General features: G+C 68.7%; 20 protein-coding genes. 9 read left to right on the forward strand and 11 right to left on the reverse strand.

From position 1 onward, the window contains the following. Positions 1 to 51: 51 nt before the first annotated feature. Together AB4Z47_RS01875 and AB4Z47_RS01880 are read right to left on the reverse strand one after the other, a co-directional pair. Positions 52 to 1305, reverse strand: a complete 1254-nt coding sequence (locus AB4Z47_RS01875; protein WP_441947405.1) for an HRDC domain-containing protein — start codon at positions 1303 to 1305, stop codon at positions 52 to 54. Between the two features lie 136 nt (positions 1306 to 1441). After that, on the reverse strand, positions 1442 to 2074 hold the full coding sequence (locus tag AB4Z47_RS01880; RefSeq protein WP_441947406.1) for a DUF3000 domain-containing protein: 633 nt from the start codon (positions 2072 to 2074) through the stop codon (positions 1442 to 1444). A gap of 145 nt (positions 2075 to 2219) precedes the next feature. Here AB4Z47_RS01880 and hemE point away from each other — a divergent pair, with 145 nt between their 5' ends. The 3 genes from hemE (at position 2220) to hemQ (ending at position 5701) form a co-directional block, all read left to right on the forward strand. Beyond that, a complete protein-coding gene (hemE, locus tag AB4Z47_RS01885) occupies positions 2220 to 3275 on the forward strand; it encodes a uroporphyrinogen decarboxylase (protein ID WP_441947407.1) in 1056 nt (351 codons plus the stop codon). Between the two features lie 85 nt (positions 3276 to 3360). Next, positions 3361 to 4722 carry a protoporphyrinogen oxidase gene (locus AB4Z47_RS01890; RefSeq protein WP_441947408.1) on the forward strand — a complete coding sequence of 454 codons (1362 nt, stop codon included), beginning with the start codon at positions 3361 to 3363 and terminating at the stop codon, positions 4720 to 4722. 283 nt (positions 4723 to 5005) lie between these two features. Continuing rightward, positions 5006 to 5701: a hydrogen peroxide-dependent heme synthase gene (gene hemQ, locus AB4Z47_RS01895; protein ID WP_441947534.1), complete on the forward strand. Its 696-nt coding sequence runs from the start codon at positions 5006 to 5008 to the stop codon at positions 5699 to 5701. A 160-nt stretch (positions 5702 to 5861) separates the two neighbouring features. Here the strand turns inward: hemQ and msrB are convergent, their stop codons facing one another. The 4 genes from msrB to AB4Z47_RS01915 all read right to left on the reverse strand — a co-directional run bounded on the left by msrB (position 5862) and on the right by AB4Z47_RS01915 (position 10087). Continuing rightward, positions 5862 to 6305, reverse strand: coding sequence for a peptide-methionine (R)-S-oxide reductase MsrB (gene msrB / locus AB4Z47_RS01900; protein WP_441947409.1), 444 nt, complete (start codon positions 6303 to 6305; stop codon positions 5862 to 5864). After that, positions 6302 to 7654 carry a glycosyltransferase family 87 protein gene (locus tag AB4Z47_RS01905; protein WP_441947410.1) on the reverse strand — a complete coding sequence of 451 codons (1353 nt, stop codon included), beginning with the start codon at positions 7652 to 7654 and terminating at the stop codon, positions 6302 to 6304. Before AB4Z47_RS01905 ends, msrB begins: the two co-directional genes overlap by 4 nt. A gap of 83 nt (positions 7655 to 7737) precedes the next feature. After that, on the reverse strand, positions 7738 to 9294 hold the full coding sequence (locus AB4Z47_RS01910) for an alpha/beta hydrolase (RefSeq protein ID WP_441947411.1): 1557 nt from the start codon (positions 9292 to 9294) through the stop codon (positions 7738 to 7740). A 31-nt stretch (positions 9295 to 9325) separates the two neighbouring features. Further along, positions 9326 to 10087: a pyrimidine reductase family protein gene (locus AB4Z47_RS01915; protein WP_441947412.1), complete on the reverse strand. Its 762-nt coding sequence runs from the start codon at positions 10085 to 10087 to the stop codon at positions 9326 to 9328. Positions 10088 to 10122: 35 nt separating this feature from the next. Between AB4Z47_RS01915 and zapE the strand changes: the two genes are divergently transcribed. Then, positions 10123 to 11139: a cell division protein ZapE gene (zapE, locus tag AB4Z47_RS01920; protein WP_441947413.1), complete on the forward strand. Its 1017-nt coding sequence runs from the start codon at positions 10123 to 10125 to the stop codon at positions 11137 to 11139. Positions 11140 to 11195: 56 nt separating this feature from the next. Then, positions 11196 to 11990, forward strand: coding sequence for a tyrosine-protein phosphatase (locus AB4Z47_RS01925; RefSeq protein ID WP_441947414.1), 795 nt, complete (start codon positions 11196 to 11198; stop codon positions 11988 to 11990). Positions 11991 to 12027: 37 nt separating this feature from the next. Here the strand turns inward: AB4Z47_RS01925 and AB4Z47_RS01930 are convergent, their stop codons facing one another. Next, positions 12028 to 12522, reverse strand: a complete 495-nt coding sequence (locus AB4Z47_RS01930) for a GbsR/MarR family transcriptional regulator (protein WP_441947415.1) — start codon at positions 12520 to 12522, stop codon at positions 12028 to 12030. Between the two features lie 18 nt (positions 12523 to 12540). Between AB4Z47_RS01930 and AB4Z47_RS01935 the strand changes: the two genes are divergently transcribed. Then, positions 12541 to 12768, forward strand: a complete 228-nt coding sequence (locus AB4Z47_RS01935) for a hypothetical protein (protein ID WP_441947416.1) — start codon at positions 12541 to 12543, stop codon at positions 12766 to 12768. Positions 12769 to 12859: 91 nt separating this feature from the next. Here AB4Z47_RS01935 and AB4Z47_RS01940 read toward each other — a convergent pair whose 3' ends face one another. Further along, the gene (locus AB4Z47_RS01940; protein ID WP_441947417.1) at positions 12860 to 13399 is read right to left on the reverse strand and encodes a GNAT family N-acetyltransferase; all 540 of its coding nucleotides are present in this window, start codon (positions 13397 to 13399) and stop codon (positions 12860 to 12862) included. Beyond that, on the reverse strand, positions 13396 to 14613 hold the full coding sequence (locus tag AB4Z47_RS01945) for an MFS transporter (protein ID WP_441947418.1): 1218 nt from the start codon (positions 14611 to 14613) through the stop codon (positions 13396 to 13398). Before AB4Z47_RS01945 ends, AB4Z47_RS01940 begins: the two co-directional genes overlap by 4 nt. A 290-nt stretch (positions 14614 to 14903) precedes the next feature. Here AB4Z47_RS01945 and AB4Z47_RS01950 point away from each other — a divergent pair, with 290 nt between their 5' ends. Next, positions 14904 to 16460: a flavin-containing monooxygenase gene (locus AB4Z47_RS01950; protein WP_441947419.1), complete on the forward strand. Its 1557-nt coding sequence runs from the start codon at positions 14904 to 14906 to the stop codon at positions 16458 to 16460. A 523-nt stretch (positions 16461 to 16983) separates the two neighbouring features. Next, on the forward strand, positions 16984 to 17946 hold the full coding sequence (locus AB4Z47_RS01955; protein ID WP_441947535.1) for a LysR family transcriptional regulator: 963 nt from the start codon (positions 16984 to 16986) through the stop codon (positions 17944 to 17946). Here the strand turns inward: AB4Z47_RS01955 and AB4Z47_RS01960 are convergent. Further along, positions 17913 to 18986, reverse strand: coding sequence for a hypothetical protein (locus AB4Z47_RS01960; protein WP_441947420.1), 1074 nt, complete (start codon positions 18984 to 18986; stop codon positions 17913 to 17915). The two genes, AB4Z47_RS01955 and AB4Z47_RS01960, sit on opposite strands and share 34 nt — an antisense overlap. Positions 18987 to 19491: 505 nt before the next feature. Here AB4Z47_RS01960 and AB4Z47_RS01965 point away from each other — a divergent pair. Beyond that, complete coding sequence (locus tag AB4Z47_RS01965) at positions 19492 to 20436, forward strand: hypothetical protein (protein WP_441947421.1); 945 nt, start codon at positions 19492 to 19494, stop codon at positions 20434 to 20436. Here the strand turns inward: AB4Z47_RS01965 and AB4Z47_RS01970 are convergent. Further along, positions 20402 to 21631 (reverse strand): sigma factor-like helix-turn-helix DNA-binding protein, encoded by a 1230-nt coding sequence (locus tag AB4Z47_RS01970; protein WP_441947422.1) that lies wholly within the window; start codon positions 21629 to 21631, stop codon positions 20402 to 20404. The genes AB4Z47_RS01965 and AB4Z47_RS01970 overlap by 35 nt on opposite strands. Positions 21632 to 22303: the final 672 nt, after the last annotated feature.

Genomic DNA, 22303 nt, shown 5'->3' on the forward strand with positions numbered 1-22303 from the left:
CTGGCCACCGAATCCACGCGCGCTCCTCGGTCGAGGTCGCCGTGTCCTGCGTCAGTCGACGGACAGCAGCGCGACCGTCAGCACCGGCACCGCCAGCTCGCGCTGCCAAGGCCGGGCGCCACCGGCCTTCAGGAACCCGTCGACGGCCGCGGAGAGTTCGGCGGGAAGGTCGGGCCGGTTGTAGTCGGGTAGCCCGTCCCAGCACAGGCGACGGACCAGATCCGGTGCGAGCAAGTTCTCCACCGGAATCGCGTGCTCGGTCGACAGCTCACCCATCGCGGTCCGCGCCCTGGTCAGGCGGGCGGCGGCCGACGGGTCGCGCCGCTCCCAACGGTTCACCGGCGGCGGACCGTCGAACGGTTGGGTCAGCGGCGGCAGCTCACTGTCCGGCAGGGCACGGCCGCGCTCCACCGCGGCGAGCCATTCACGGGAGTACCGGCGCTGGCGCGGCCCGCCGAACACCGGAAGCGCGCGCAGCTGAGCGATCGACTTCGGCTCCGCGGTCGCCGCGGCGATGATCGCGGCATCCGGGAGGATGCGCGCGGGTGCCACGTCGCGGGCGCGGGCCAGCGCGTCGCGGGTGGCCCACAGCTCGCGCACCACCGCGAGTTGCCTGGTCCGGCGCAGCGTATGGATGCCGGAGGTACGCCGCCAGCGCTCGGCTTTCGGCGCAGGCGGCTCCATCGTGCGGATGTGCTCGAATTCCTGTGCCGCCCAATCGGATTTGCCCTGTGCCGCCAAGTCGGCGGCCACCACGTCACGCAGCTCGAGGAGCAACTCGACATCGAGGGCGGCGTAGTTCAGCCAGTCGTCCGGCAGCGGCCGGGTGGACCAGTCGGCCGCACCGTGGCCCTTGCGCAGCGCCCGGCCGAGCAGGCGTTCCACCATCGCGGCGAGCCCCACGCGTTCCAAACCGGCCAGCCGGCCGCCCAATTCGGTGTCGAACAGTCGCGCCGGGCGTAAGCCGAGTTCTGCGAGCCCCGGCAGGTCCTGGTCCGCCGAATGCAACACCCACTCCAGCTCGTTGATCGCCTCGGCCAGCGGAGCCAGCTCGCCGGTGACCGGAATCGGATCTATGAGGAACGTGCCCGCGCCCGCCCGGCGCAATTGGATCAGATACGCGCGCGCCGAATAGCGGAAACCGGAGGCGCGCTCGGCGTCCACGGCCAGGGGGCCGGTGCCCGCGGCGAGGCGGGCGGCGGCTGCGGCGATGGCGGCTGCGGTGTCCAGTACCGGTGGCACGCCCTCCGCCGGCGCGAGCAGGGGTGTCGCGGCCGAGGGTTCGGTTTCGTCTGGTACGGACATGGTGTTGCACTTTACGTGCCGTCGCGCGGGCGCCGCCGTCCTATCGGGCATCTGTGTGTCGATCGACCGCCCTCGGTGCACCTGGTCCACCATGGAACGGCGACTCGGCGCTGGTCATAGCTCGGTGCCGGCGCACTCACCCCTGGTCGCCGGGCATGCCCGGCCGCATCTGGGTGATCCCGGCGGGCGGCAGGCCCGCAGCGTAGGCCAGCACCTCGCAGAAGGCTTCCACATGCGGGCGCATGTCGGTGGTGACCGCGGTCCAGGAAGCGCGTAGCTCCAGCTGGTGCGCGCGCGGCGGACCGGCGATATCGCCGTAGCGCACCGAGCTGGTCGAGGTCACGGTGCCGCCCAGCGCGGTGAACGGCTCGGTGCGTGACTCCAGCGCGTCCACCAGCCAGCTCCACGCGACCTCGGGCAACAGCGGGTCGGTGGCCAGCGCGGCATCGATGTCGGCCTGGATGTAAGCGACCAGCCGTAAGGTGCCGTGCCACGTGTCGTCGCCGTCCGGGTCGTGCAGCAGGATCAACCTGCCGAACGCGTCGCCCTCGGAGTCAATCGGTACCACACCAATTTCCGAGTGTTTGACCTCGGCGCCGACGGCGTAGGAATACGGTGCGAGTCGTTGCGGAGGCCGGATGGGCGCGAGCTCGATCCGGGGGTGCACGGTAGCGGTGCCCATCGCATCGACCGCGGCGCGAAACTGAGCTGGCTCGCCATGGGGTCCCTCGGTCGGTGCGGCGCCGTCGCGGAAGTCGAGCGGTGTCACGAAAAGTGACGGTAGACCTTGTGCACCCGGCGCAGTCGGAGGCGCGCCGCTGTACTCGTTGCGGCGTATGCGGGGCCCATCGTAGTTATGCACACTGCTGCCTCCGGGTCGGTCGCTCCCGCCGGACCTGCTTACGATAGCCGTGATGAGCACTCATACCCGCCGCCGGTTGACCGATGCCCCGTTCCTGGCCGCCGCCACCGGCGCGCCGCCGAGCAGGCGTCCGGTGTGGTTCATGCGCCAGGCCGGCCGCTCCCTCCCCGAGTACCGCGAACTGCGCGCAGGCATCGGGATGCTCGAATCGTGCTTCGATCCGGAGCTGGTGTGCGAGATCACCTTGCAACCGATCCGCAGGCACAACGTCGACGCGGCGATCCTGTTCTCCGACATCGTCGTTCCGCTCAAGGCGGCCGGCATCGACCTGGACATCGTGCCCGGCGTCGGGCCGGTGATCGCGTCGCCGGTGCGGACCGTCGGTGACGTGCACGCGCTGCCGCGGCTGCGGCCCGAGGAGGTCGGCGCGGTGACCGACGGCGTGCGACTGCTGGTCGACGCGCTGGACGAGACGCCGCTGATCGGGTTCGCCGGCGCACCGTTCACGCTGGCCTCCTACCTGGTCGAGGGGGGGCCGAGCAAGAACCATGAGCGCACCAAGGCACTGATGTACGCCGACCCGCAGACCTGGCATGCGCTGCTCGGGGTGCTCACCGACATCACCGTCGCGTTTCTCCAGGCCCAGCTGTCCGCGGGTGTCGACGCGGTGCAGCTGTTCGACTCCTGGGCGGGCGCGCTCTCGCCCGCCGACTACCGCAACTTCGTTCTTCCGCACTCCGAGCGGGTGTTCGCCGAGATCGCTGACGCGGGCGTGCCGCGCATCCACTTCGGCGTGGGCACCGGGGAGCTGCTGGGCGCTATGGGAGAAGTGGGGGCAGACGTGGTCGGTGTCGACTGGCGGGTGCCACTGACCGCTGCCGTCCGCCGCGTCGGAGCAGGAAAAGCGTTGCAGGGCAACCTCGATCCGGCCGTGCTGTTCGCCGGCTCGGCGGTGATCGAGGCGGAGGCGCGCCGCATCGCCCGCGAGGCGGACGAGGCAATCACGCTCGGTGCCGCCGGACACATCTTCAACCTGGGGCACGGCGTACTTCCGGACACCGACCCCGGAGTGCTGACCGCGCTGGTGGAGCTCGTCCACGAACTGTGAGTCCCGGGGCAGCGCCGTGCCGGCGGGTGAGGAAAGCGACATAGGCGCGATGATCGGCGGGTGCCGCGCACGATACGGTCGCAGTATGCGTGTAGCGGTGGTCGGCGGTGGGATCAGTGGGCTGGTGGCCGCGTATCGGCTCCGGACGCTCCTCGGGCCGGAAGCCGACGTGCTCGTCCTCGACCGTGCCGACCGGGTCGGCGGAATCCTCTATACCGGTGAATTGGCCGGCGAGCCACTGGATCTCGGAGCCGAGGCGTTCGTCGGGCGCCGGCCGGAGGTGCCCGCACTGCTGCGTGAGCTCGAGCTCGAGTCGCAGTTGGTGACGCCCGCGGGCCTGCGGCCGCTGGTGTGGTCGGCCGATGCCGCGCATCCGCTGCCGGTGGGCACGCTGATGGGTGTGCCGGCGACCGCCGAGTCGATGCGCGGGCTGGTCGACACCGCGACGCTGGACCGGATCGCCTCCGAGCCCAGCAGGCCGCTGACCTGGGAACCCGGCTCCGACACCGACGTATACGGCCTGGTTGCCGACCGATTCGGCGCGCAGGTCGCCGAGCGCAGCGTAGATCCGCTGCTGGGCGGTGTGTATGCGGGCAGCTCGCGCACTATCGGCGTCCGCGCCGCGCTGCCCACGCTGGCAGCGGCCCTGGACAACGGCGTGCCCAGTCTCGCCGCCGCCGTCGGCGCCGCGCTGCCGCCGCCTTCGACTGCGCCGGTCTTCGGCGGAATCCGCGACGGCTACCGAGTACTCCTGGACGCGCTCACCGCGCAGTCGGGTGCGAAATTCGTCACCGCGACACCGGGTACCCGCCTGGCGAGGGGGCTGCGCGGCTGGGTGGTCGACCCGATCGGGGCCGTCGACGCGGTGGTGCTCGCCACCCCCGCCCCCGTGACCGGTCGGCTGCTGGGCGCCGTCGCCCCTGCCGCTGCGACGGAACTGGCGGGCATCGAACTATCCTCATCGGTAGTGGTCGCTCTCGCGCTGCCACGCGACACCGCGTTGCCGCGGAACTCCGGCATCCTGGTGGCTACCGGAGAACCGTTGCGTGCCAAGGCCTTCACTCTCTCCAGCCGCAAATGGACCCATCTCGGTCAGCGCGAAACCGCGCTCGTTCGAGTCTCTTTCGGCAAGTTCGGAGACGATTCGACGCTGTCGTGGTCCGACGTCGAGCTGGTCACCGCCGCGGCCGAAGACCTGGCCACTGTCACAGGGGTTGCCATCGAGCCCTGCTCGGCCGTCGTCCAGCGTTGGCCCGGTGGCCTGGCCCAGTACGCACCCGGCCACACCGCCCGCATCGCGGCCGTCGAAGCCGAGATCGGTGCACTGGACGGTCTCGCCGTCGCCGGTGCGTATCTGCACGGCGTCGGCGTGCCCGCGTGCGTCGCTTCCGGCACTGCCGCCGCGCATCGGATCGCGGCGGGAGTGGAAGCGTCCACCGCGCGCTGAACCGCGTCCAACTCGTTCCGCCCCCGCGCGACCGAGCCGCTCTGCCCGGAGCGTATTCGCCGCCACCGAAATCTGTTATCGGCCAAAGACTCCCGCGGTGCGGCATGCGCGCGTCGACCTCGCGGTGCGCACCCTCCTCGAGGACGCCGACATGTACGTCTGCGAGTCGACCGGGTTCTTGGACGAGCCGGGCATAGCGGAACGTTCGGTGACCGGGGCGGTACATCGAGCAGTTCATGCCCGGGAAGCTGGGCTCTTCTGGGCGGGTGGAAAGATACCCCCCATGGCGCGCCTCGACTATAAAGCTCTGAACTCCACCATCCGTTACCTGATGTTCTCGGTATTCCAGGTACAGCCCGGAGTGCTGGGCGAGGAGCGGGACGCTGCGACCAAGGAGGCCCGCGCGTTCTTCGACGGCCTCGCCGACCGCGGCGTCGTGGTGCGCGGCATCTACGACGTGGCGGGCGTGCGCGCCGACGCCGACTTCATGATCTGGTCGCACGCCGAACGCGTCGAGGACCTGCAGTCCGCCTACTCGGATTTCCGCCGCACCACCGAATTAGGCCGCGCCAGCGTGCCCGTGTGGAGCAACGTGGCGCTGCACCGGCCCGCCGAATTCAACAAGAGCCACATCCCGGCGTTCCTCGCCGGTGAGGAGCCGGGCAACTACATCTGCGTCTATCCGTTCGTCCGCTCCTACGAGTGGTACCTGCTGCCCGAGGAAGAGCGCCGCACGATGCTCGCCGACCACGGCAAGGCCGCGCGCGGCTACCCGGACGTGCGGGCCAACACGGTAAGTTCGTTCGCGCTGGGAGACTACGAGTGGATCCTCGCCTTCGAGGCGCCGGAACTGCACCGGATCGTCGATCTGATGCGTGATCTGCGGGCGACCGAGGCCCGGCGGCACGTGCGCGAGGAGGTGCCGTTCTTCACCGGCCCGTGGGTGCAGATCGAGAAGCTGATCGCCGCCCTGCCCTGAGCAGGTCGGGCCTCTGGACGGGGGTCGCGGCAATCGTGGCCTGGGCATGTGGCCCGTGGCTACCGACCGGCACGAACGCGCCGCACCAGCCCATGCCCCGGGTTTTCGGGGCATGCGCGTGATGCGGCGAATCCGTATTCTTCCCCACAGCGCCAGGCTGTTACTCCGCTGCGCTGTCCGAGGGGTGCAGCCGCAGGGCGACGGAGTTGATGCAGTAGCGCTTGTCGGTGGGCGTGTTGTACCCCTCGCCCTCGAACACGTGGCCGAGGTGGCTGTGGCAGTTCGCGCACAGCACTTCGACCCGATGCATGCCGAGCGAGTCGTCCGACCGGAGAATCACCGCAGCGGACGCCGCCGGATCGAAGAAGGACGGCCATCCGCAGTGCGAATCGAACTTCTCGGTGCTGCGGAACAGCTCGGCGCCACAGGCCCGGCACATGTAGACACCTTCGGTCTTGGTGTCGGTGTACTCGCCGGTGAAGGGACGCTCGGTGGCAGCCTCCCGCAGCACCGCGTATTCCTCGGGGCTCAGCTGCGACCGCCACTCCTGTGGCGTGAGCTGGATCCGCGGCGCGGGCAGGGGCGTGCCGGTTTCGGAACTCATTGCTCCACGCTAATACGGTTCTGCTCCACCGGTGCCGATCCATTGCGTGACCTGGGGGGATCGACGGCCGCGGCCTCGGAGCGTACGGAGGAGGACACGGGCGGCGACTCCGGCGCCTCGTCACGCGAATCCGGGGCAGAGCTCATCCAGGCGGGATCGATCCCGAACGGCAGCCGGCCTTCCCGCCGCGCGGCCAGGTAGCGGTCACCCAGCACGCAGAACACCACGATCAGCAGCAGACCCCAGCCGAAGGTGATGCGCAGGTACTCCAGGTTGCGGCCGACGTTCTGCCAGCGGTCCGAGAGCCACTTGTCGTAGCTCATGAACCCGAAGACCGCCAGCCACGCGGGCCAGTTGCGCAGCACCGAATTGCGCAGCACCACCGTCATCAGGAGCGGGAACAGCATCATCGAGTAGTACATCTGCCCGAGCGAGCTGAGCAGGAACGACGCGGTGAGCAGCACGCCGGAGGAGGTGCAGACGAAGAACAGCTCGTCGTCCCGGTAGTAGCGGTACAGCAGCCACAACGTCAGCAGGACGATCACGCCCATCACCAGGCGCATGCCCCAGGTCAACCAGGGTGGCAGACCGTAATACTCACCGTTGCCGACGATCGCGCTGTTGAAGTAGTCGCGGGATTCGAAGAGGTAGGGGAAGGTGCGGGTGAAGAACTTGTCCGCGTCCTTGGACAGTGGCCAGGCGATCGCGGTCAGCGCGACCGGCACGCCCAGCGCGGTGACGAACACCTTCCACTGCCCGCGGACCAGCGCGATCAGCAGCAGTGGAGCCAAGGTCGGTTTCACCGCGATACTCAATCCGAGCACCACGCCTGCCCAGAGATCCCGCCGTTTCAACAGCAGGAAGATGAAGACCAGCTCCGCAAGCAGCACGCAGCCGTTGACGTTGGTGAAGACCAGTGTGTTGATCACGGTCTCGGACAGGAACATCGCCAGCAGCAGCGCGGGCGCGGCGACCGAGTTCAGCGTGTACCGGAACAGCCGCAGCAGCAAATACCACGCGATGAGGATCGCGATCGCGTTCAGTGCGATGAACAGCCAGCGCGACTTCTCGTAGTCGATGGCCGCGATCGGCGCGATCAGCAAAGTGCCGCTCGGCGGGTACAGGTAGTGCGGGTCGACCGAGTCGAAATTCGCGGTGTAGACCGGTCGTCTGTTGAGGAAGTCCAGGGATGCCTGGTAGACCGGCCGGTAGTCGTCGGTGATGAAACCATTGACAGCCTTGATGAAGACCCGGTTCAGCACGGTCATGACCGCCAGGGGCCAGAGTGCGAACTTGATCACCTCGGCGGTGGTGCGAGCCGTCCGGGGCTCGAGCTGTCGAAGGAACACTGGGGCACGGTACACCGGATCCGATTCCGGTGGTTGCCGGGACCTGTCCGACGCGCCGCCCGAGCAGGCCGCGCGCCCCGGGGTCAGGCGGGGCAAGCGGTCCCGTCGGCGGGGAGTTTGCCGTCCTTCAGATAGTCAAGCAGTGCCCGCTGCGCGCAGCCGGAGTGGGCCGCGACCGGATGGCCCCAGCCCTGCCAGGTGAGTGTCGCGTGCCGCGCCCCCGCGGCGCCCAACGCGCCGGTCACCGACGACTGGCCGCCGTTGCCGACTACGGGGTCGGCGACGCCGCCGAGTACCAGGACCGGGATGCTCAGCTTCTCCGGCAGTGGCGGCGCGGTCGATACCGGCCAGGCCACGCACGCCAGCAGTGCGATCGCCGCCGCCTTGCCGAACACCGGGAACTTGCCGCCCCAGGTGCCCGCGAGTTCCGTGGCCCTGGCCGGGCTCGGCGGCAGCTGCGTGTCGGTGCAGCGGCTGACGAACTGGCCGTCGCCCGCCGTGGCGGCCGCCTCGCGCAGGATCAGGTTACTCAGCGGACCACGATCGCCGCGTCCCGCCGCGGCGAGCGCGTCGGACAGTTCACCAACCCGGTTGGCCTGGTCGGCGCGCGGGCTGCCGAGAAAGCCCGACAGCGCGGTGCGCAACGCGTTCGCCGAGATGTCGCCGAGCCCGCCCGATCCGGCCTTGTTCATCAGATCGGTGATCGCCGCGCGCGGATCCGCACCGAGTGAACAGCCCATGCCGACGCATCGCTGGGCGAACGCGGTCAGCGCGGCTTCGGCTCCCTGGACGGTCTGTTCGGCACGGGTCGTGGCGTCCGCGCCGACCGGCTCGGGGGAGTCGAGCATCAGGCGCGCGAGATGGTCGCCGTATTTGCGGGCGTAGCTGAGCGCGACCTTCGCTCCGTTGCCGGTGCCGAGCAACGCGATGTGCTCGACCTGCCACTGCCTGCGCAGCTGCTCGATGTCGTCGGCGGCATGCTGCACGTCGAAGGTGCCCTCGTAGGGCTGCAGGAAGTCACGGCAGGAGATGGTGCCGTCCTGGCTCGAGGTGGTCATCGCCGCTACCGGATCGTCGGCCCCCGGTCCGAATTGGGCGTTGTCGGCCAGGCTGCGGCGGACCTGGGGATCCAGGCAGTCGATCGGCTGGGAGGTTCCGAGACCGCGCCGGTCCACCGCGACAATCGGGCGACTGGCCAGCAGCGCTCCGGCCGGGCCCATGGCGAGTCCCGCGAGGGTGGCGGTCGAAGAGCGGTCCGAGCCGGAGGTGAGCACCAGCGGTGGCGCATCGGCCGGGGTCTGCGCCAGGCGGGCCCGCATCGCGCCGGTCCGGAAACTGCCGAGCACGGCCCCCGCCGCATCGATCGGGGTCGAGTACTCGGCGCAGTCGAGCACCAGTCCCGTGGGTGCGGGGCCGAGCCCGAGCAGGTCCAGGGTCGGTTGGGTGCACTCGCGCCAGCTCAGATCGGTCTTCGGCAGCTCGGCGTTCGGCGTCGGGGGCGGAGCGGCCGAGGTCGTGGCGCCGCCCGCAACGGGCGGACGCTGGACCGCGACTCCGGGGCGGTCCGACGGTCCCGCCCCGCAACCGGCGATCACGATCGAGAGTGTCGAGGCAAGCACGGCGGCCCGAGTCCAGCGCATTGCTACAGCCTGCCAGGTTCGTGCGGTTGTTTCATCGACGGGCCCACCGGGTGAGCATGGTGCCATCATCGTCCAGCAGGACGTGCACGCGAGTCATATGGGTGCGGAACTCGTGCGCGGACAGCGAGATTCGCCGCGCCGTACCGCCGACCAGCAGCGGCGCGGTGGTCAGGCAGAGCTCGTCGACCGCGTCGGCTTCCAGCAGTTCGCCGAACAGATGAGGCCCGCCCTCGGTGAGCACGCGCAGCAGGCCGCGCTCGCCGAGCGCGCGCAGCAGGCCCTTGGGCGTCACCGCGACGTCCCCCGCTTCGATCACGTCGGCGCCCGCGTCCACGAGTTGCTGCTTGCGGTCGGCGGGGGCGATAGCGGTGGTGATGATCAGCGGCGGCACCCGGGTGTCGGTGAACAGTCGTGCACCGGGCTCGAGCGCGGCACTGGCGGTGACCACCGCGATCGGGGGCGGTGCGCCGTCGGGATGGCCGCCGATCCCACGGTCGTGGAGTGCGCGGCGGCGCCGCGGGTCGGTGCGGGCTCCGCCGTAGTTCTCCGAGCGCACCGTGCCCGCGCCCACCAGAATCACGTCCGACAGATCGCGCAGCATCATGAACACCGTCCGGTCGGCAGGGCTGCCCAGCCCCTCACTCAGGTTTCCGCTGGTGGCGGCGCCGTCGATGCTGGAGACGAAATTGGCTCGCACCCAAGGGGCATCGAGCTGGGCCGGGAACGCGTACAACTGCGCGAGGTCGTCCGGGCTCAGCCCTGTGAGCTGGATCGCATTGTGGATACGCTGCATGAAACTAGATCACACCACGTCTTTAGGCTTCGTCCATGCAAGAACGCCTCGTCGATCGCCACCCGGAGGTTCCGGCCGACCAGCTCGTCGCCCAAATGGTGCCTCCGCCCATGTTCGACGAGGTGAGTTTCGCCTCCTACATTCCCGACCCGAAAGAACCGAGCCAGGCTGCCGCGGTCCGCAAAGCCGAGGAGTTCGCCGGGCAGGTCGCCAAGATCCACAAGGCCGCGAGCAAGAAGAGCCTGTTCGGCAAGCGGAAGCAAGTGACCGGCGCGGGTCTGTACCTCGACGGCGGTTTCGGCGTCGGGAAGACCCACCTGCTGGCCTCGATCTACCACAGTTCGCCCGCGCCCAAGTCGTTCGGCACCTTCGGTGAGCTGACCAACGTGGTCGGTGCGCTGGGCTTCGCCAACGCGGTCGAACGGCTCTCGGCCAACAGTGTGCTGTGCATCGACGAGTTCGAGCTCGACGATCCGGGCGACACCATGCTGGTTTCGCGGCTGCTGACCGAACTGTCCGCGGCTGGGGTCTCGATCGCGGCCACGTCGAACACACTGCCGGGTCAGCTCGGCGAAGGACGTTTCGCCGCACAGGATTTCCTGCGCGAGATCAAGAAACTCGGTGCGATCTTCGAAGCTGTGCGCGTGGACGGACCGGACTACCGCCACCGCGACCTACCGCCGGCGCCCGAACCGACCTCGCCCGAGGACCTCAGCGAACGGGCCACCGGCACAACGGGTTCCACGTTGGACGAGTTCGACGCACTGCTGAAGCACCTGAGCACGTTGCACCCGTCCAAGTACGGCGCGCTGATCTCCGGGGTGTCGTCGGTGTTCATCTCGAACGTGCACCCGGTCACCGATCAGGCTGTGGCGCTGCGCATCGTGGTGCTGGCCGACCGGCTCTACGATGCGAGCGTCCCGGTCACTGTGTCCGGTGCGAAGCTCGACGAGATATTCTCGGCCGAGATGCTCGAAGGCGGTTACCGCAAGAAGTACCTTCGCGCCATCTCGCGGCTGCTCGCGCTGTCGCGGTTCGAGGTCCCGGCGTAGGGACGTCGGGACCGAACCGCGGGGAGTGGGGTCGACCAGATGATTGGAGCAGTCGCATGGCCCATCGTTCGCTACGTGCCCCGGTTGCCCTGGCCACAGGGTTGGTCGTCGTCCTCGGACCGATGGCCGGTGCGGCGCTCGCCGATCCACCCACGGCCTCGGCCGTCGCGTTCGATCGGTCGCTGCACCTGCAGGGCGTGCAGAACGTACGCGACATCGGCGGGTACCACACCTCCGACGGCCGGACCGTGCGCACCGGCTCGGTGTACCGCGGTGGGCAGCTGAAGGACGCCACCCCGGACGATCTGGCCGCACTGACCGATCGCCGGGTCCGTGTGGTGCACGACCTGCGGACGGTCTACGAGCGCGAGCTCGGCCCGGACCGGATTCCGGCGGGTGCGACGGCACACTGGGACGACGTGATCGGCCATGCCCCGCCTCAGGTCATGGCCGCCACCCTGACCGGGGGTGAGGGGCTCTACCGTGCGTTCATCACCGCTCCGGGCGCCGACGAGGCATTCGCCGCGGTGCTGCGCGACATCATCGACACCACCGACGGCGCCGTACTGTTCCACTGCACCGCGGGCAAGGACCGCGCCGGCTGGACCGCCGCCGTGCTGCTCACTGTGCTCGGTGTCGATCGTGCCACTGTCACCGAGGACTACCTGCTTTCCAACCAGTTCCGCAACGCGAGCCCGGATGACCAGCTCAACGGCGTGCGGCAGTCCTGGCTCGACGCCGCCTTCGACCAGGTGAACCAGACCTACGGCAGTTTCGACAGCTATGTCCGCGACGGACTGAAGTTGACCGCCGCCGACGTCGCTGCCTTGAAGGCCGAACTGCTGGCCTGAACCGCTGACGCACCGAGACTCCGTGGCGCCCGGTGTTTCAGGAGGGGTTGCGCTCGGCGTCCCAGCGGTCGATCAGCGCGGGCAGTTCCTTACCCATCCAGACGAAGAACTCGTGCATCTCCCGCAGACGGGCGGCCTCCCTGCCGTTCGGGTCGTCGAACAGGGCCAGCCCGCGCGAGCTCATGGCGGTGAGGTCGCTGTACATGGTGCTCTGCTTGCGGGTCAGCTCGGGCAGGACGCCGGGGCGGATCGAGTAGTAGTCCCTGCGGTCGCCCGGCTTGGAGGTCTTGTCCACCCAGCGCATGGTGACCAGGGACTTCAGCGCATTGGAGATGGAGCCCTTGGATGCCTGCAGCGCGCCGGCGATCTGACCGAATGTTTGCTCTGGTGGATCGGAGATCAGTAGCCAGCCCGCAGCCCGGCCGGTCATGCGGACCAGGCCCATGCGTTCGAGCACGAGCGCGAAGTCCTCGACGAAGGCCAGCTGTGGGGGCGTGGGGGTGTCCGTCCGGTTCTCTTCCGTGGTGCTCATCGGTCGAGTATCCCTTCGGTGTCGGAGAGCGCGGAACATAGGGACGGTCTGGCCGTTGTCCTCGGCCTCGGTCACCAGGCCGAGGAAGCGTTGTTGCAGCAGCGGATCCAGGCCGCAGGTGGGCTCGTCCAGGATCAGCGGGTCGAGGCGGTGCATGAAGGCGGCGATAATGCCGACCTTTGCTTGTTGCCCCGGATCACCGAACTGGCCGACCTGCTCGACCTCGACCTGTCCGAGAGGGTCTGATCCATGTCGAGGTGCCCGGCGATCACCTGATGGCTGTGGCTGGCTCCCGCCTTCCACACCGCCCTCGTGGATTTCGTTCGGTGAGCCCGGCCTAGAAGACCAGGCGCATCACGTAGTCGTGGTGCAGCTGTGCGCCCACGGTGAACATCCTGGTGCCGACCGTCGTGAACCCGTATTTCGCGTAGAAGCGCTGAGCCTGGACGTTCTCCTGGTTGACGCCGAGCCACAGGCCGGGATAGTCGTCCTCTTTCGTCCGGTCCAGTGCGGCCCGCATGAGCGCGGTCGACACCCCGGTGCCGTGGTGGCCGGGCAGCACATACATCTTGCTGATCTCCACCACCGGATGCAGGCCGACCGCCTCGGCCACCGCCGGGTCGGCGGGATCGGCAGCCACGAGCATCGCGTAGCCGACGATGTCGTCGCCCGCGATCGCTTTGAGCACAGTTCGTGCCGGATCGCTCAGATACTCGCCGAAGCGTTCCCCCGACAGCACGTCGGTGAGAAAGATCTCGATGTCCTCCGGCGTCGCGTCTGGCGGACACGAGAGTGGAAAGGTCGTGGCCGCAACGTCACTGAGAGCCTCCGCGTCCCACAGCCCGGCCCGGTCGACGGTGACTGGGATGTTGCTCATTCGTCCAGTAGAGCATGTTCCTCCGCGGGTGCGGGAAGTTTGCCCTCCTCCCGGTAAGAATGGAAGACGCGGGCGAGCACGATCAGGGTGGCGGCGAAGGACAGGGGGATCATGAACCCTGCGCGGTGTCCGAAGATCGCCGCGACGGCGCCGACCACGCCGCCGCCGACCAGGGTTCCCGCATAGTTGAACAAGTTGAGGCGGGCGATCAGCGCGTCGAGTGCGCGGCCCTCGGCGAGCTGTCCGGCCGCACTGAAGCACAGCGGCGCGATCACCGGCATGCCGATACCCGCGACGAGGAATCCGACGATCGCGACCATCGGTCCCGGCGCGGCCACCACGATCGCCAGTCCCAGCACGCCGACGATCGCGGCGGTTCGGACCACCCGCCGCGGGCCGAAGCGGCGTACCAGTGGGTCGCCGCCCAGCCGCGCGATCAGCGACGCGCCCTGATAGGCGGCCAGCGCGAGCGCCCCGGTCGCGGAATCGGCAAGCAGGTCGTCGGTGAGATACAGCGCCGACCAGTTGCCTACAGCGAGGTCGATGGCGAAGACCAGCGCCATCGCGATGCCGAACGCCAGATAAGCGCGCACCGCGACGGTTCCGTCGTCGGTGGTGACCGTCTCGGCGGGACTCGTCTCCGCGTCTCGGGCGGCAAGAAGTCGCGGACCGAGCAGCAACCCGGCCACGAGCACGATCCCGGCCGCCCCGAGCAGTGATTCGCGCAGCGGCACCTCCAGAGCCTCACACCCGGACACGAACAGCGCTCCGGCGATCGATCCCGCGCTCCACGCCGCGTAGAACGAGGACAGGATGAACGTTCCGTACCCGTGCTGGATGAACACCGCCTGCATATTCGTGCTGGCGTCGACGATGCCTACCGCGATCCCATAGCAGCCCAGCGCGATCAGCAGCACGGCCGTGTTCGGCGCGAACGCCGCCATCGTGCCGGTGAGCGCGATGAGTAGCAGGCCGATGCGCACGGTGTCACGGCTCGACCGGTGCCGTGCCAGCCGCTCGGCCGCCACGCTGCCGCCGCCCGCCAGCAGCGAGACCAGCACCACCGAGCCGACGATCAGCCCGTCTGACAGGCCGAAACGCTCCTTCTGCTGCGGCAATTCGGTAAGCACGACGGCGAAGAAGAAGCCCTGCAGGCCGAATGCGAACGAGTTCGCGATCCGGGCGCCCCGCAGGACGGGCGCGATCGAACTCATCTGCGCAGGGTAGCGGGCCCGCGGCGGAGGCGCGTATGGAACCTGGCGCCGGCGATCGACAGCGGCGATCGGTCGGACGATCCGCCTGCCCCGTCGTGCTCACCCGGTTGGTGTCGCAGCCTGCGGCCGCGGCTGGCGTGGACGACGCGGACCTGTGCTGCGGGCAAGTATCCTGATCCGCGGCCTGCTCGATCTGCCGGTGGCCTTCTCGAGTGCGCCTGCAATACGCTCGAGCGCGGTTTCGGCCGACCGACTTTGCTGCGCGGCGCTGGCGACGTAGTCTCCTGCGCATGACAAGCGGAAGCCGCGTCGCGATCGTCGGTGCGGGTATCGCAGGTCTCGCCTGCGCGAAAGTGCTGAAACAGGAGGGTTTTCCGGTCGAAGTATTCGACCGCACACCCGATGTCGGTGGCGTGTGGAGTGTGACCCGGCGATACCCGGGCCTGCGGACGCAGAACTCCAAGGACACCTATCACTTCTCCGACTTCCCGATGCCCGCGGACTATCCTCGTGTGCTGGACGGACAGCAGATGCAGGCGTATCTCGCTGCCTACGCCGCCCGCTTCGGGCTGACCGAGCATCTGCGTCTGCAAACCGAGGTAGTCGCCGCTGATCCGGTCGACAGCGGGTGGTTGCTCGAAATTCGCGACGGGGGCGGAATTCACCGGACCTCGTGTGACCACCTGGTGATTGCCAACGGTGTGTTCAGCGACCCGGCGATGCCGGATTATCACGGCGCGGACTTGTTCCGCGCGGCGGGCGGACGAGTGGTGCACGCGTCGGAATTTCTCGATCTGGAATCGGTGCGCGGTAAGTCGGTCGTCGTGGTCGGCTACGGGAAGTCCGCCTGCGACATCGCGACCGCGGTGAGCGATGTTGCCGCGTCTACTTCGGTAGTGGCCCGGCGGCTGTTCTGGAAAGTGCCGCGCACGCTGGCCCGGGTGATCGATTACGAGCACCTGATGCTGACCCGTTTCGGCGAGTCGCACTTCCACTACCTCCGACCCGGTCGGATGGACCGGTTTCTGACCGGTCCCGGCGAATCGGTGCGGATCAGCAACTTCGATCTGATCCAGGAACTGGCCACCAAGCAGATGCGTCTGCGCGAACTCGGTCTCGTGCCCAGCGGCCGTGTCGAGGAGATCGCCGAGAGCACCATCAGTCTCGCCACCGAGGGCTTCTACGAGCAGGTCGCCAACGGACGCATCGCGGTGTACCGCGACACCACTATCACCGAGATGGGCGGTGGCCCCAAGGCGGCTCCCGCGGTGCGATTGTCCACCGGGCAGGTGCTACAGGCGGACGTCGTGGTGTGCGCCACTGGTTTCCACCAGCGGGTTCCCTTCCTCACGCCGTACGTGCAGCGCAGGCTGACCGATGAGCGCGGCAACTTCCGTTTGCACCGCCAGATCCTGCCGCTGGACGTGCCGAATCTGACTTTCGCAGGCTACAACTCGTCGGTGATCAGCACGCTCAACGCCGAGGTCGCCGCGCACTGGACCGCCGCGCTGCTCACCGGCAGGCTCGCTCTGCCGCCTGCCCAGCAGCTGAACGAGCAGATAGACACCCGCCTGCGCTGGATGGAGGAACGCGCCAACGGCCACCACGCGCACGGCACGGCAATCACTCCGTTCGCTATCCAGAACATCGACGAGATGCTCGCCGACCTGAAGTTCCGCCTGCCTCGCCGGACTCGGCTGGCCCAATGGTTCCGGAGGGTCAAGCCGGAGTCCTACCGGGGCTTGAACCGGCCCAAGACGGGTACCGGTCCCGCCGCGCCGCGACAGTTTCCGATCGAGGCGGAGTCGTTGGCGAGTGAAGAGGAAGGCGGCCGGGTCAGCCGATAAGCGGCGGATGCTCGGCTGCGCGCCCTGGTCGGGGGTCGTGGCTGGGCGAACGGCGCCGCCGCCCTCGGTGCCCGATGCCGCCGACAGCGCGCGGCCTTCGACTACGCTCACGGTGCCGGCTGGAGGATTGCTTACCAACGTGGTCGCGCCGTCGCCCATGGAGACGATGGTGATCGGGCCGCGGCCTCCCTCGGTCGCACCAGTGCGTCGGTCGACGCGTCGTACACGCTCAACAGTGCGTCGAGGAAGCGGGATCCGTGTCGTGCGCGACCCCGCCGTTGTCCCACCCGAGGCGGTCGGTCACCGCGACGTGCACCGGCTCGGCGTGTCCGTTGGCGGGATGGCTGACGTCGATTTCCAGACCGTGCGTACGGCGTCTGTGGTCGGGAGAGGAGTGGCGACGAAGAGCCGGGAACCGTCCGGGCGAGCGCGACACTGCGATGGCTGCGACTCGCCCCGGAGTATCACGAGTGCAATGTCCGTAACCACTCATTGCATTGGTGATAATCCAAGGGTGGATGCGCTGGATATGAATCTGCTCGTAGCCCTCGACGCGCTCCTGGACACCAACAGCGTCACCCTGGCCGCGCGGCGCCTGCATACCTCGCCGCCCGCGATGAGCCGGACCCTGACCCGGCTGCGCCGTGTGCTCGACGATCCGCTGCTCGTGCGAGCTGGTAGATCGCTGGTGCCGACCCCACGCGCGCTGGAATTGCGCTACGAGGTCAGCACCCTGGTCGAGCAGGGACGCTCGCTGCTGACCCCGCGTGGCGAGCTCGATCCGTCGGCGCTGAGGCGGACCTTCGCGGTCCAAGCGGGCGACATGGTGCTCACCGAACTGGCCGCGCCTCTGCTGGCCGCGGCGCGTGCGCAGGCGCCCGGCGTAACACTGCGGTTCCTGCCCGACACCCTCGAGGGCACCTCGGCTCTGCGCGACGGACGCGTCGACCTCGAGGTCGGCGTGATCGACCAAGCGGATCCGGAGACCACGGTCCGCAGGGTGCTCGCCGACCGGGTGATCGGTGTGGCCGCGGCCGACCACCTGCTGGTCACCGATCGCGTCACCGTCGCCGCCTACGCCGCGGCACGGCATCTGAGCATCTCGCGCCACGGCCGCGCGCACGGACCGATAGACGACCGTCTTGCCTTGCACGGCCGCACTCGGCGTGTGGTGGCCACCGTGCCGAACCTGACCAGCGCGCTGTTCGCCGTGCGGGGCAGCGACCTGGTCTGTTCGGCGCCCGCCCTGCTCAGCGCCTCCGCGCTACCCGCGCTCGGGCTGGGCGCGTTCGAGATCCCGCTACCGCTGCCGGAGGTCGCGATCGGGATGGCGTGGCATCCGCGTAACAGCGCCGACGGCGGTCATCGCTGGCTGCGCGATCTCGTTCATGAGATCCTGCTGCGGTCGGCCGGCGCGGTCCGGCCGCCGAAACAGCGGCGCGGTAGGGGTGATCAGGACACCGGCGGCGGGCTCGAGAGCCGGTAGTCGTTGGACCTGCGGGGCGGGTCGGTGCGGTCGGACTGGTAGCCGGTCGAGTTCGGGTCGCCCGCCGGCGGTCCGAAGATATCGGAGCGGCCGAGCGGAGCGGCGGCGGTCCGCTTGAGTTCGTCGAGCATGGCCTGCAGCTTGTCCACATGGGAGTTCTCGACCGGCGCCCGGTCTTCGTCGGTGGCGCGGTGCGCGCCCGTGAGCCCGGTGGCGTGCGCATCGGGAGCGGTCCCGTTCCCGGAGCGGCCATGGTTCCGGCCCGGGTCGGCGTCGTCGACGGAGGCGATGATGCTCTCGTACGCGGGGTTCTCTCGAGACAGGGTGGGTTGCGGCGACGCGACGGTTTCACGCGGTGCGGTGAGCGATTCCTGGTGCGCGGTGATCGGTTCCCGCGGCGTCGGCGAGTCGAGCGTGGGTTCGCGAGACGTCGGCGCGGTGAAGTTGGGCGCGGGTTCGCGCGGGGTGTGTGCGGTGAAGTTGGGAACGGGGGCGGTGAAGCTCTGTCCGGAAGTGGCGTTCGGGTCCAGCGCGGTCACCACGGGTTCGCGGGTCGGGGTGAAGCCCGACGGCGGAGCGGAGTTCAGCTCCTCTGCCATGCGAACCGGCTCGCGCGGTACGTTCTGTCGAGGCACGCCGTTTCGGGAACCGCTCGAGCTTTCGCGCGATTCGCTTGCCCCGGAAGTCTGGGCTGGTGTGGCGTGGCGCTCCCACTGTCCTGCGCCGCGTCGACCGGCGGCCGCCCGAGGTAGGGTCGCCGGGCGCTCGTCCACGCTCTCGCGATCTACGGACGGCGTGTCCTGACCGGACTCCAGACGCTCCACTCTGGCATCGATGCCGGAAATGTCCTGGCCGACATGGAAAGCCCACGCCTCCAGCTTGGCCAACCGGCCCTCGATGGTCTGCTCGTCCGCCACGGCGGGCGCACCGTCCATCCGGGCCGCCACCGCGTCCAGCTTGTCGCTGACCTCTCGGAGGGTCGACGCGATACTCGATAACATCGCGCCGATCGACTCACCGGTCTGCTGACCGTGCTCCATCCAATACCTACTTCCCCGTATCGGCCCAGCTCGCACTCGGCCGGACGATTCTATCCGCCCCGTTGGTCATCCGCGGCTCGCGAAGGATCGGCGGTGCGCCGATCCGTTGACCTGATCAAAGCAGCGTATGCGCACGGATTTTGGTCCACGCAGGCGGACGGCACCGCGATCCCGTTTGTCCGGAACAGTGCAAGTCCCGCCGGCCTGCCATTGTCCTGCAGGATCGCCTCGCCCGCGATGAGGGCGTACAGACGCGGCCGAAGCGGGCGATCGGCAGTGGATGGCCGCACAGTGAATCCGCCGATACCAGCGCGTTTTGCGGGACCGCATGGCATTATGAAATTCCTTGTGCCGCAGCGTACATCGCCCACTCCACCGAATGCCATCGTGCGTGGCACACCCGAGCGCGGGGTAAAGGGGGCTGGCGAGGTAGCGAAGTCTGACGCACTCTTGATCTATGGCGTGGGTCGCCGGGCCTGCGGTGGTTTGTGCGGAGAGTGGTCGCGTGAGAACGAAGCAGCGGGCGGACATCGCCTGCGGGCGCAGAGCGATGCTCGCCGAATTGGGTATCGGGGACTGGCCGGGCCGGGCTCGTGGGTCGTCGGTCGGCTACGCGTGCAAGTGTCCGGAATGTACCGCCGCTCAGTGGGATATGCAGCGGCTGAAGTACTGGCTGTGCGGCAGGCTGCTCGCCTATGGCGCCGACGAGGCCGAGGTGGATCACCGGATCGGGACGCTGCCGGTGGATGTCTACTGGCGTACAGGTGATCGGGAGTATGCGATCGAGGTGCGCGGCGGGCCGTTGGAGCGCACGCTCGCGCAAGAGCACACCGCGCGACTGCGCGCCGCCGGTTGCGCGGACGTGCTGTGGTTGTGCCCTCCCGGCTACTGGGTGCCGTACCTGCACGCGCTGGGCATCGCGGACTTCGAGCCCGCCGCCTGCGATTATCGCGCGATCACGGGCGTATTGGACACCGAACACGCAATGGCGGCGCCGCGGCGCGAGCCCTTCGAGCTGCGTGACTTCATCGAGGGATGGGTGCGCGGTGACATCGTCTGGGGCTATCGGGATGAGAGGACAGGAGGCTGGGCCACCGTGACCGATTGGGAGCACCACACGAGGACACAGGCCACCGTCATTGCCCGGCAGCGCCAGGAGCTGGTCAACCAGCGAACCGCACTGGCGGTGACCCGGAAAACGTTGCGGGACAGGCAGAAGCACCTGGCGAAGCTCACCACGCGGCTGGAACGCGCGGAGCAAGCCGCGCAGGAGCGGGCCGAGGCCCTCGCTGCGGCTCGCCGAAAGATCGCCGACCACCACCGGGTGGACAATGCCCTGCGCAGCACCATCGTCAACCTTCAGCAGACCATCGGTCACTGGCAGCTGGTCACCTGCTGCGCGATGCTGCTGATCGTCACGTTCGTGGCCGGGGCGATGGTGGTGCGCTGAGCCGGAATGGGGCGCGGTCCCACCGCCAGTCGTTGCGCAGTACCAGCGTGAGGAAGTCCAGCAGTTCCAAGCCGGTCGCACCGCGGACCTGGCGCAGTGCGGTCCAGTGCACCGGGCCGCGCGCGACCAGGTCGCGCAGCGTGCTCTCGGTTGCCGGGGCGACCGGGCGCGCGAGCAGGTCGGGGATGCCGATCCGACTTCCCGTCCATACCAGCCACCCCCACCCGTTGGCGTGCGCGTACGCGCGACCCGCCGACGCCTTCGTCCGGTTGACGTGGAAGGCGACATGGCCGAGCGGCTCGACATCGATGAGCACCACCCGGCCGTCGGTGAGGCGGGCGGCGATGCTCGGATAGAGGACGCGCTCCGCACCGTCCAGGTCGTAGCCGACCGCGGCGGGTTGCTCCTGGAACGTCTCGACCAGATCGCTCGCGTTGAGGATCCACAGCAGCCGGGCCTCCAGACCGGAGTCGAACGGCACGTCGCGTCCGACCTTGTCCAGGTAGAAGCGCCCGCGTCCGTCGTCATCGCCGTCCACTGTGCGCGCGCAGGACGTGGGCACCGCGGCGGCATCCGTCCCTGGCCAATCGACCTGTGCCAACCAGGGATCGAGCTGACTGGTCGCGCGCGGCTCGGCATCGCGCAGCTTGGCCAGGCGCCGGTTCGTCTTCTTCTGCCATGCCGCGATCCGCTGGGCCACGAACCCGGCGATCCGCTTCGCGTCCTCCGGCGCGTGCCCGGCCAGCCGCAGCTTCAGGTACGAAAGCTCGGTGGCGGCGACGTCGGTGTCGGTCATGTACGTCTCCACCAGCAGTGCCCGCACCAACTGCCGATCCATGGCGTCGAGCGGGTACCGCGCGCCGAGCACGGCGGGAGCCCGGTGCCCGGTCAACTGCGCCATCCGGATCATCTGGCCGACCGCCTTGGTGTGCAGTTGCCGCACCCGGTCGCGGGACAGGTCGTAGCGCGCGCCGATCCGTGCCAGCGTTTCGGGCTTCTCGCCGCGGATCCCGAGCCGCGCGGCCAGCAGTTCTCCGTCCTTGGCTTTACGCTCGGCCTGCATCGCGATCAGTTCGGCGAGCACTTCGTTGACCTCTTCGAGCCCGAACGAGATGTCGTCCTGCAGATCGAGCAGTTCGAGATCGGTGTCCTCGGCAGCCGTCTCTCTGTGTGTGACCCCCGCGCTGACCGTCACGCGACAACCCCCTGACTCGGCTCCGGCTATGTGGGGCACAGCGTATCCCCGTCCACCGACATCCCATCTTCGCCGCGAAACTGCTGGGCGCCACCGAGGTGTCGTGCCCGCACGGGCCCCGTACCTGCACAGCAAAACCGTAGGCATCGTGAGAGACCGCCGCGCTCACCTCTCCGTGCGCCCGCGAAATCTTCCGCTCGTACCGGAATGGGCCATCACAACGCTTGGGAACGTCTGGACGAACTCGCACTCGGCATCGCCGAGGTCGACAGACTCCACCGGAGCCGCCAGTCTCCTCGACTTCGGTTTTACGACGCTCGATTTCTGGTTGGGGGCAGGATCCGTCAGTAGATCTGTGCCGGACCGGCTCGGCGTGATAATGGTGCGCGACCTCCACGACGGCTGGGGCTGCGGCGCTGAAGGGCATTCCGTGACAACCAGCCCGCATCCCAGTCGCGAATGAGAATCTGCTCGACACTTGTGTCCGGCTCGGAGGATTGCGCCCGTAGCAGGTGGGGTTCCCGGCGGATCAGCAAGGCGTTCACCCCAGGCAGGGTGCAGGCAAGGGCATTTGCTGATGCTGGTGTCGAGTTGTGTGGCTGGTGTTCACGAACGATGAGATGAGAGGTCCGTCGGGCACAAACAAAATCAGACCCGGTAAAACCGGGTCTG

Origin of the sequence: Nocardia sp. 2TAF39 (assembly GCF_052114905.1) — a bacterium.
Classification (GTDB): domain Bacteria; phylum Actinomycetota; class Actinomycetes; order Mycobacteriales; family Mycobacteriaceae; genus Nocardia.

Bases quoted from the DNA above. Each gene is read 5' to 3' on its own strand.
- AB4Z47_RS01890 (WP_441947408.1), top strand. From the start codon at position 3,361: ATGCGTGTAGCGGTGGTCGGCGGTGGGATCAGTGGGCTGGTGGCCGCG.
- hemQ (WP_441947534.1), top strand. From the start codon at position 5,006: ATGGCGCGCCTCGACTATAAAGCTCTGAACTCCACCATCCGTTACCTG.
- hemE (WP_441947407.1), top strand. From the start codon at position 2,220: ATGAGCACTCATACCCGCCGCCGGTTGACCGATGCCCCGTTCCTGGCC.
- AB4Z47_RS01940 (WP_441947417.1), bottom strand. From the start codon at position 13,399: ATGAGCAACATCCCAGTCACCGTCGACCGGGCCGGGCTGTGGGACGCG.
- msrB (WP_441947409.1), bottom strand. From the start codon at position 6,305: ATGAGTTCCGAAACCGGCACGCCCCTGCCCGCGCCGCGGATCCAGCTC.
- AB4Z47_RS01875 (WP_441947405.1), bottom strand. From the start codon at position 1,305: ATGTCCGTACCAGACGAAACCGAACCCTCGGCCGCGACACCCCTGCTC.
- AB4Z47_RS01925 (WP_441947414.1), top strand. From the start codon at position 11,196: ATGGCCCATCGTTCGCTACGTGCCCCGGTTGCCCTGGCCACAGGGTTG.
- AB4Z47_RS01930 (WP_441947415.1), bottom strand. From the start codon at position 12,522: ATGAGCACCACGGAAGAGAACCGGACGGACACCCCCACGCCCCCACAG.
- AB4Z47_RS01945 (WP_441947418.1), bottom strand. From the start codon at position 14,613: ATGAGTTCGATCGCGCCCGTCCTGCGGGGCGCCCGGATCGCGAACTCG.
- AB4Z47_RS01960 (WP_441947420.1), bottom strand. From the start codon at position 18,986: ATGGAGCACGGTCAGCAGACCGGTGAGTCGATCGGCGCGATGTTATCG.
- AB4Z47_RS01915 (WP_441947412.1), bottom strand. From the start codon at position 10,087: ATGCAGCGTATCCACAATGCGATCCAGCTCACAGGGCTGAGCCCGGAC.
- zapE (WP_441947413.1), top strand. From the start codon at position 10,123: ATGCAAGAACGCCTCGTCGATCGCCACCCGGAGGTTCCGGCCGACCAG.
- AB4Z47_RS01910 (WP_441947411.1), bottom strand. From the start codon at position 9,294: ATGCGCTGGACTCGGGCCGCCGTGCTTGCCTCGACACTCTCGATCGTG.
- AB4Z47_RS01950 (WP_441947419.1), top strand. From the start codon at position 14,904: ATGACAAGCGGAAGCCGCGTCGCGATCGTCGGTGCGGGTATCGCAGGT.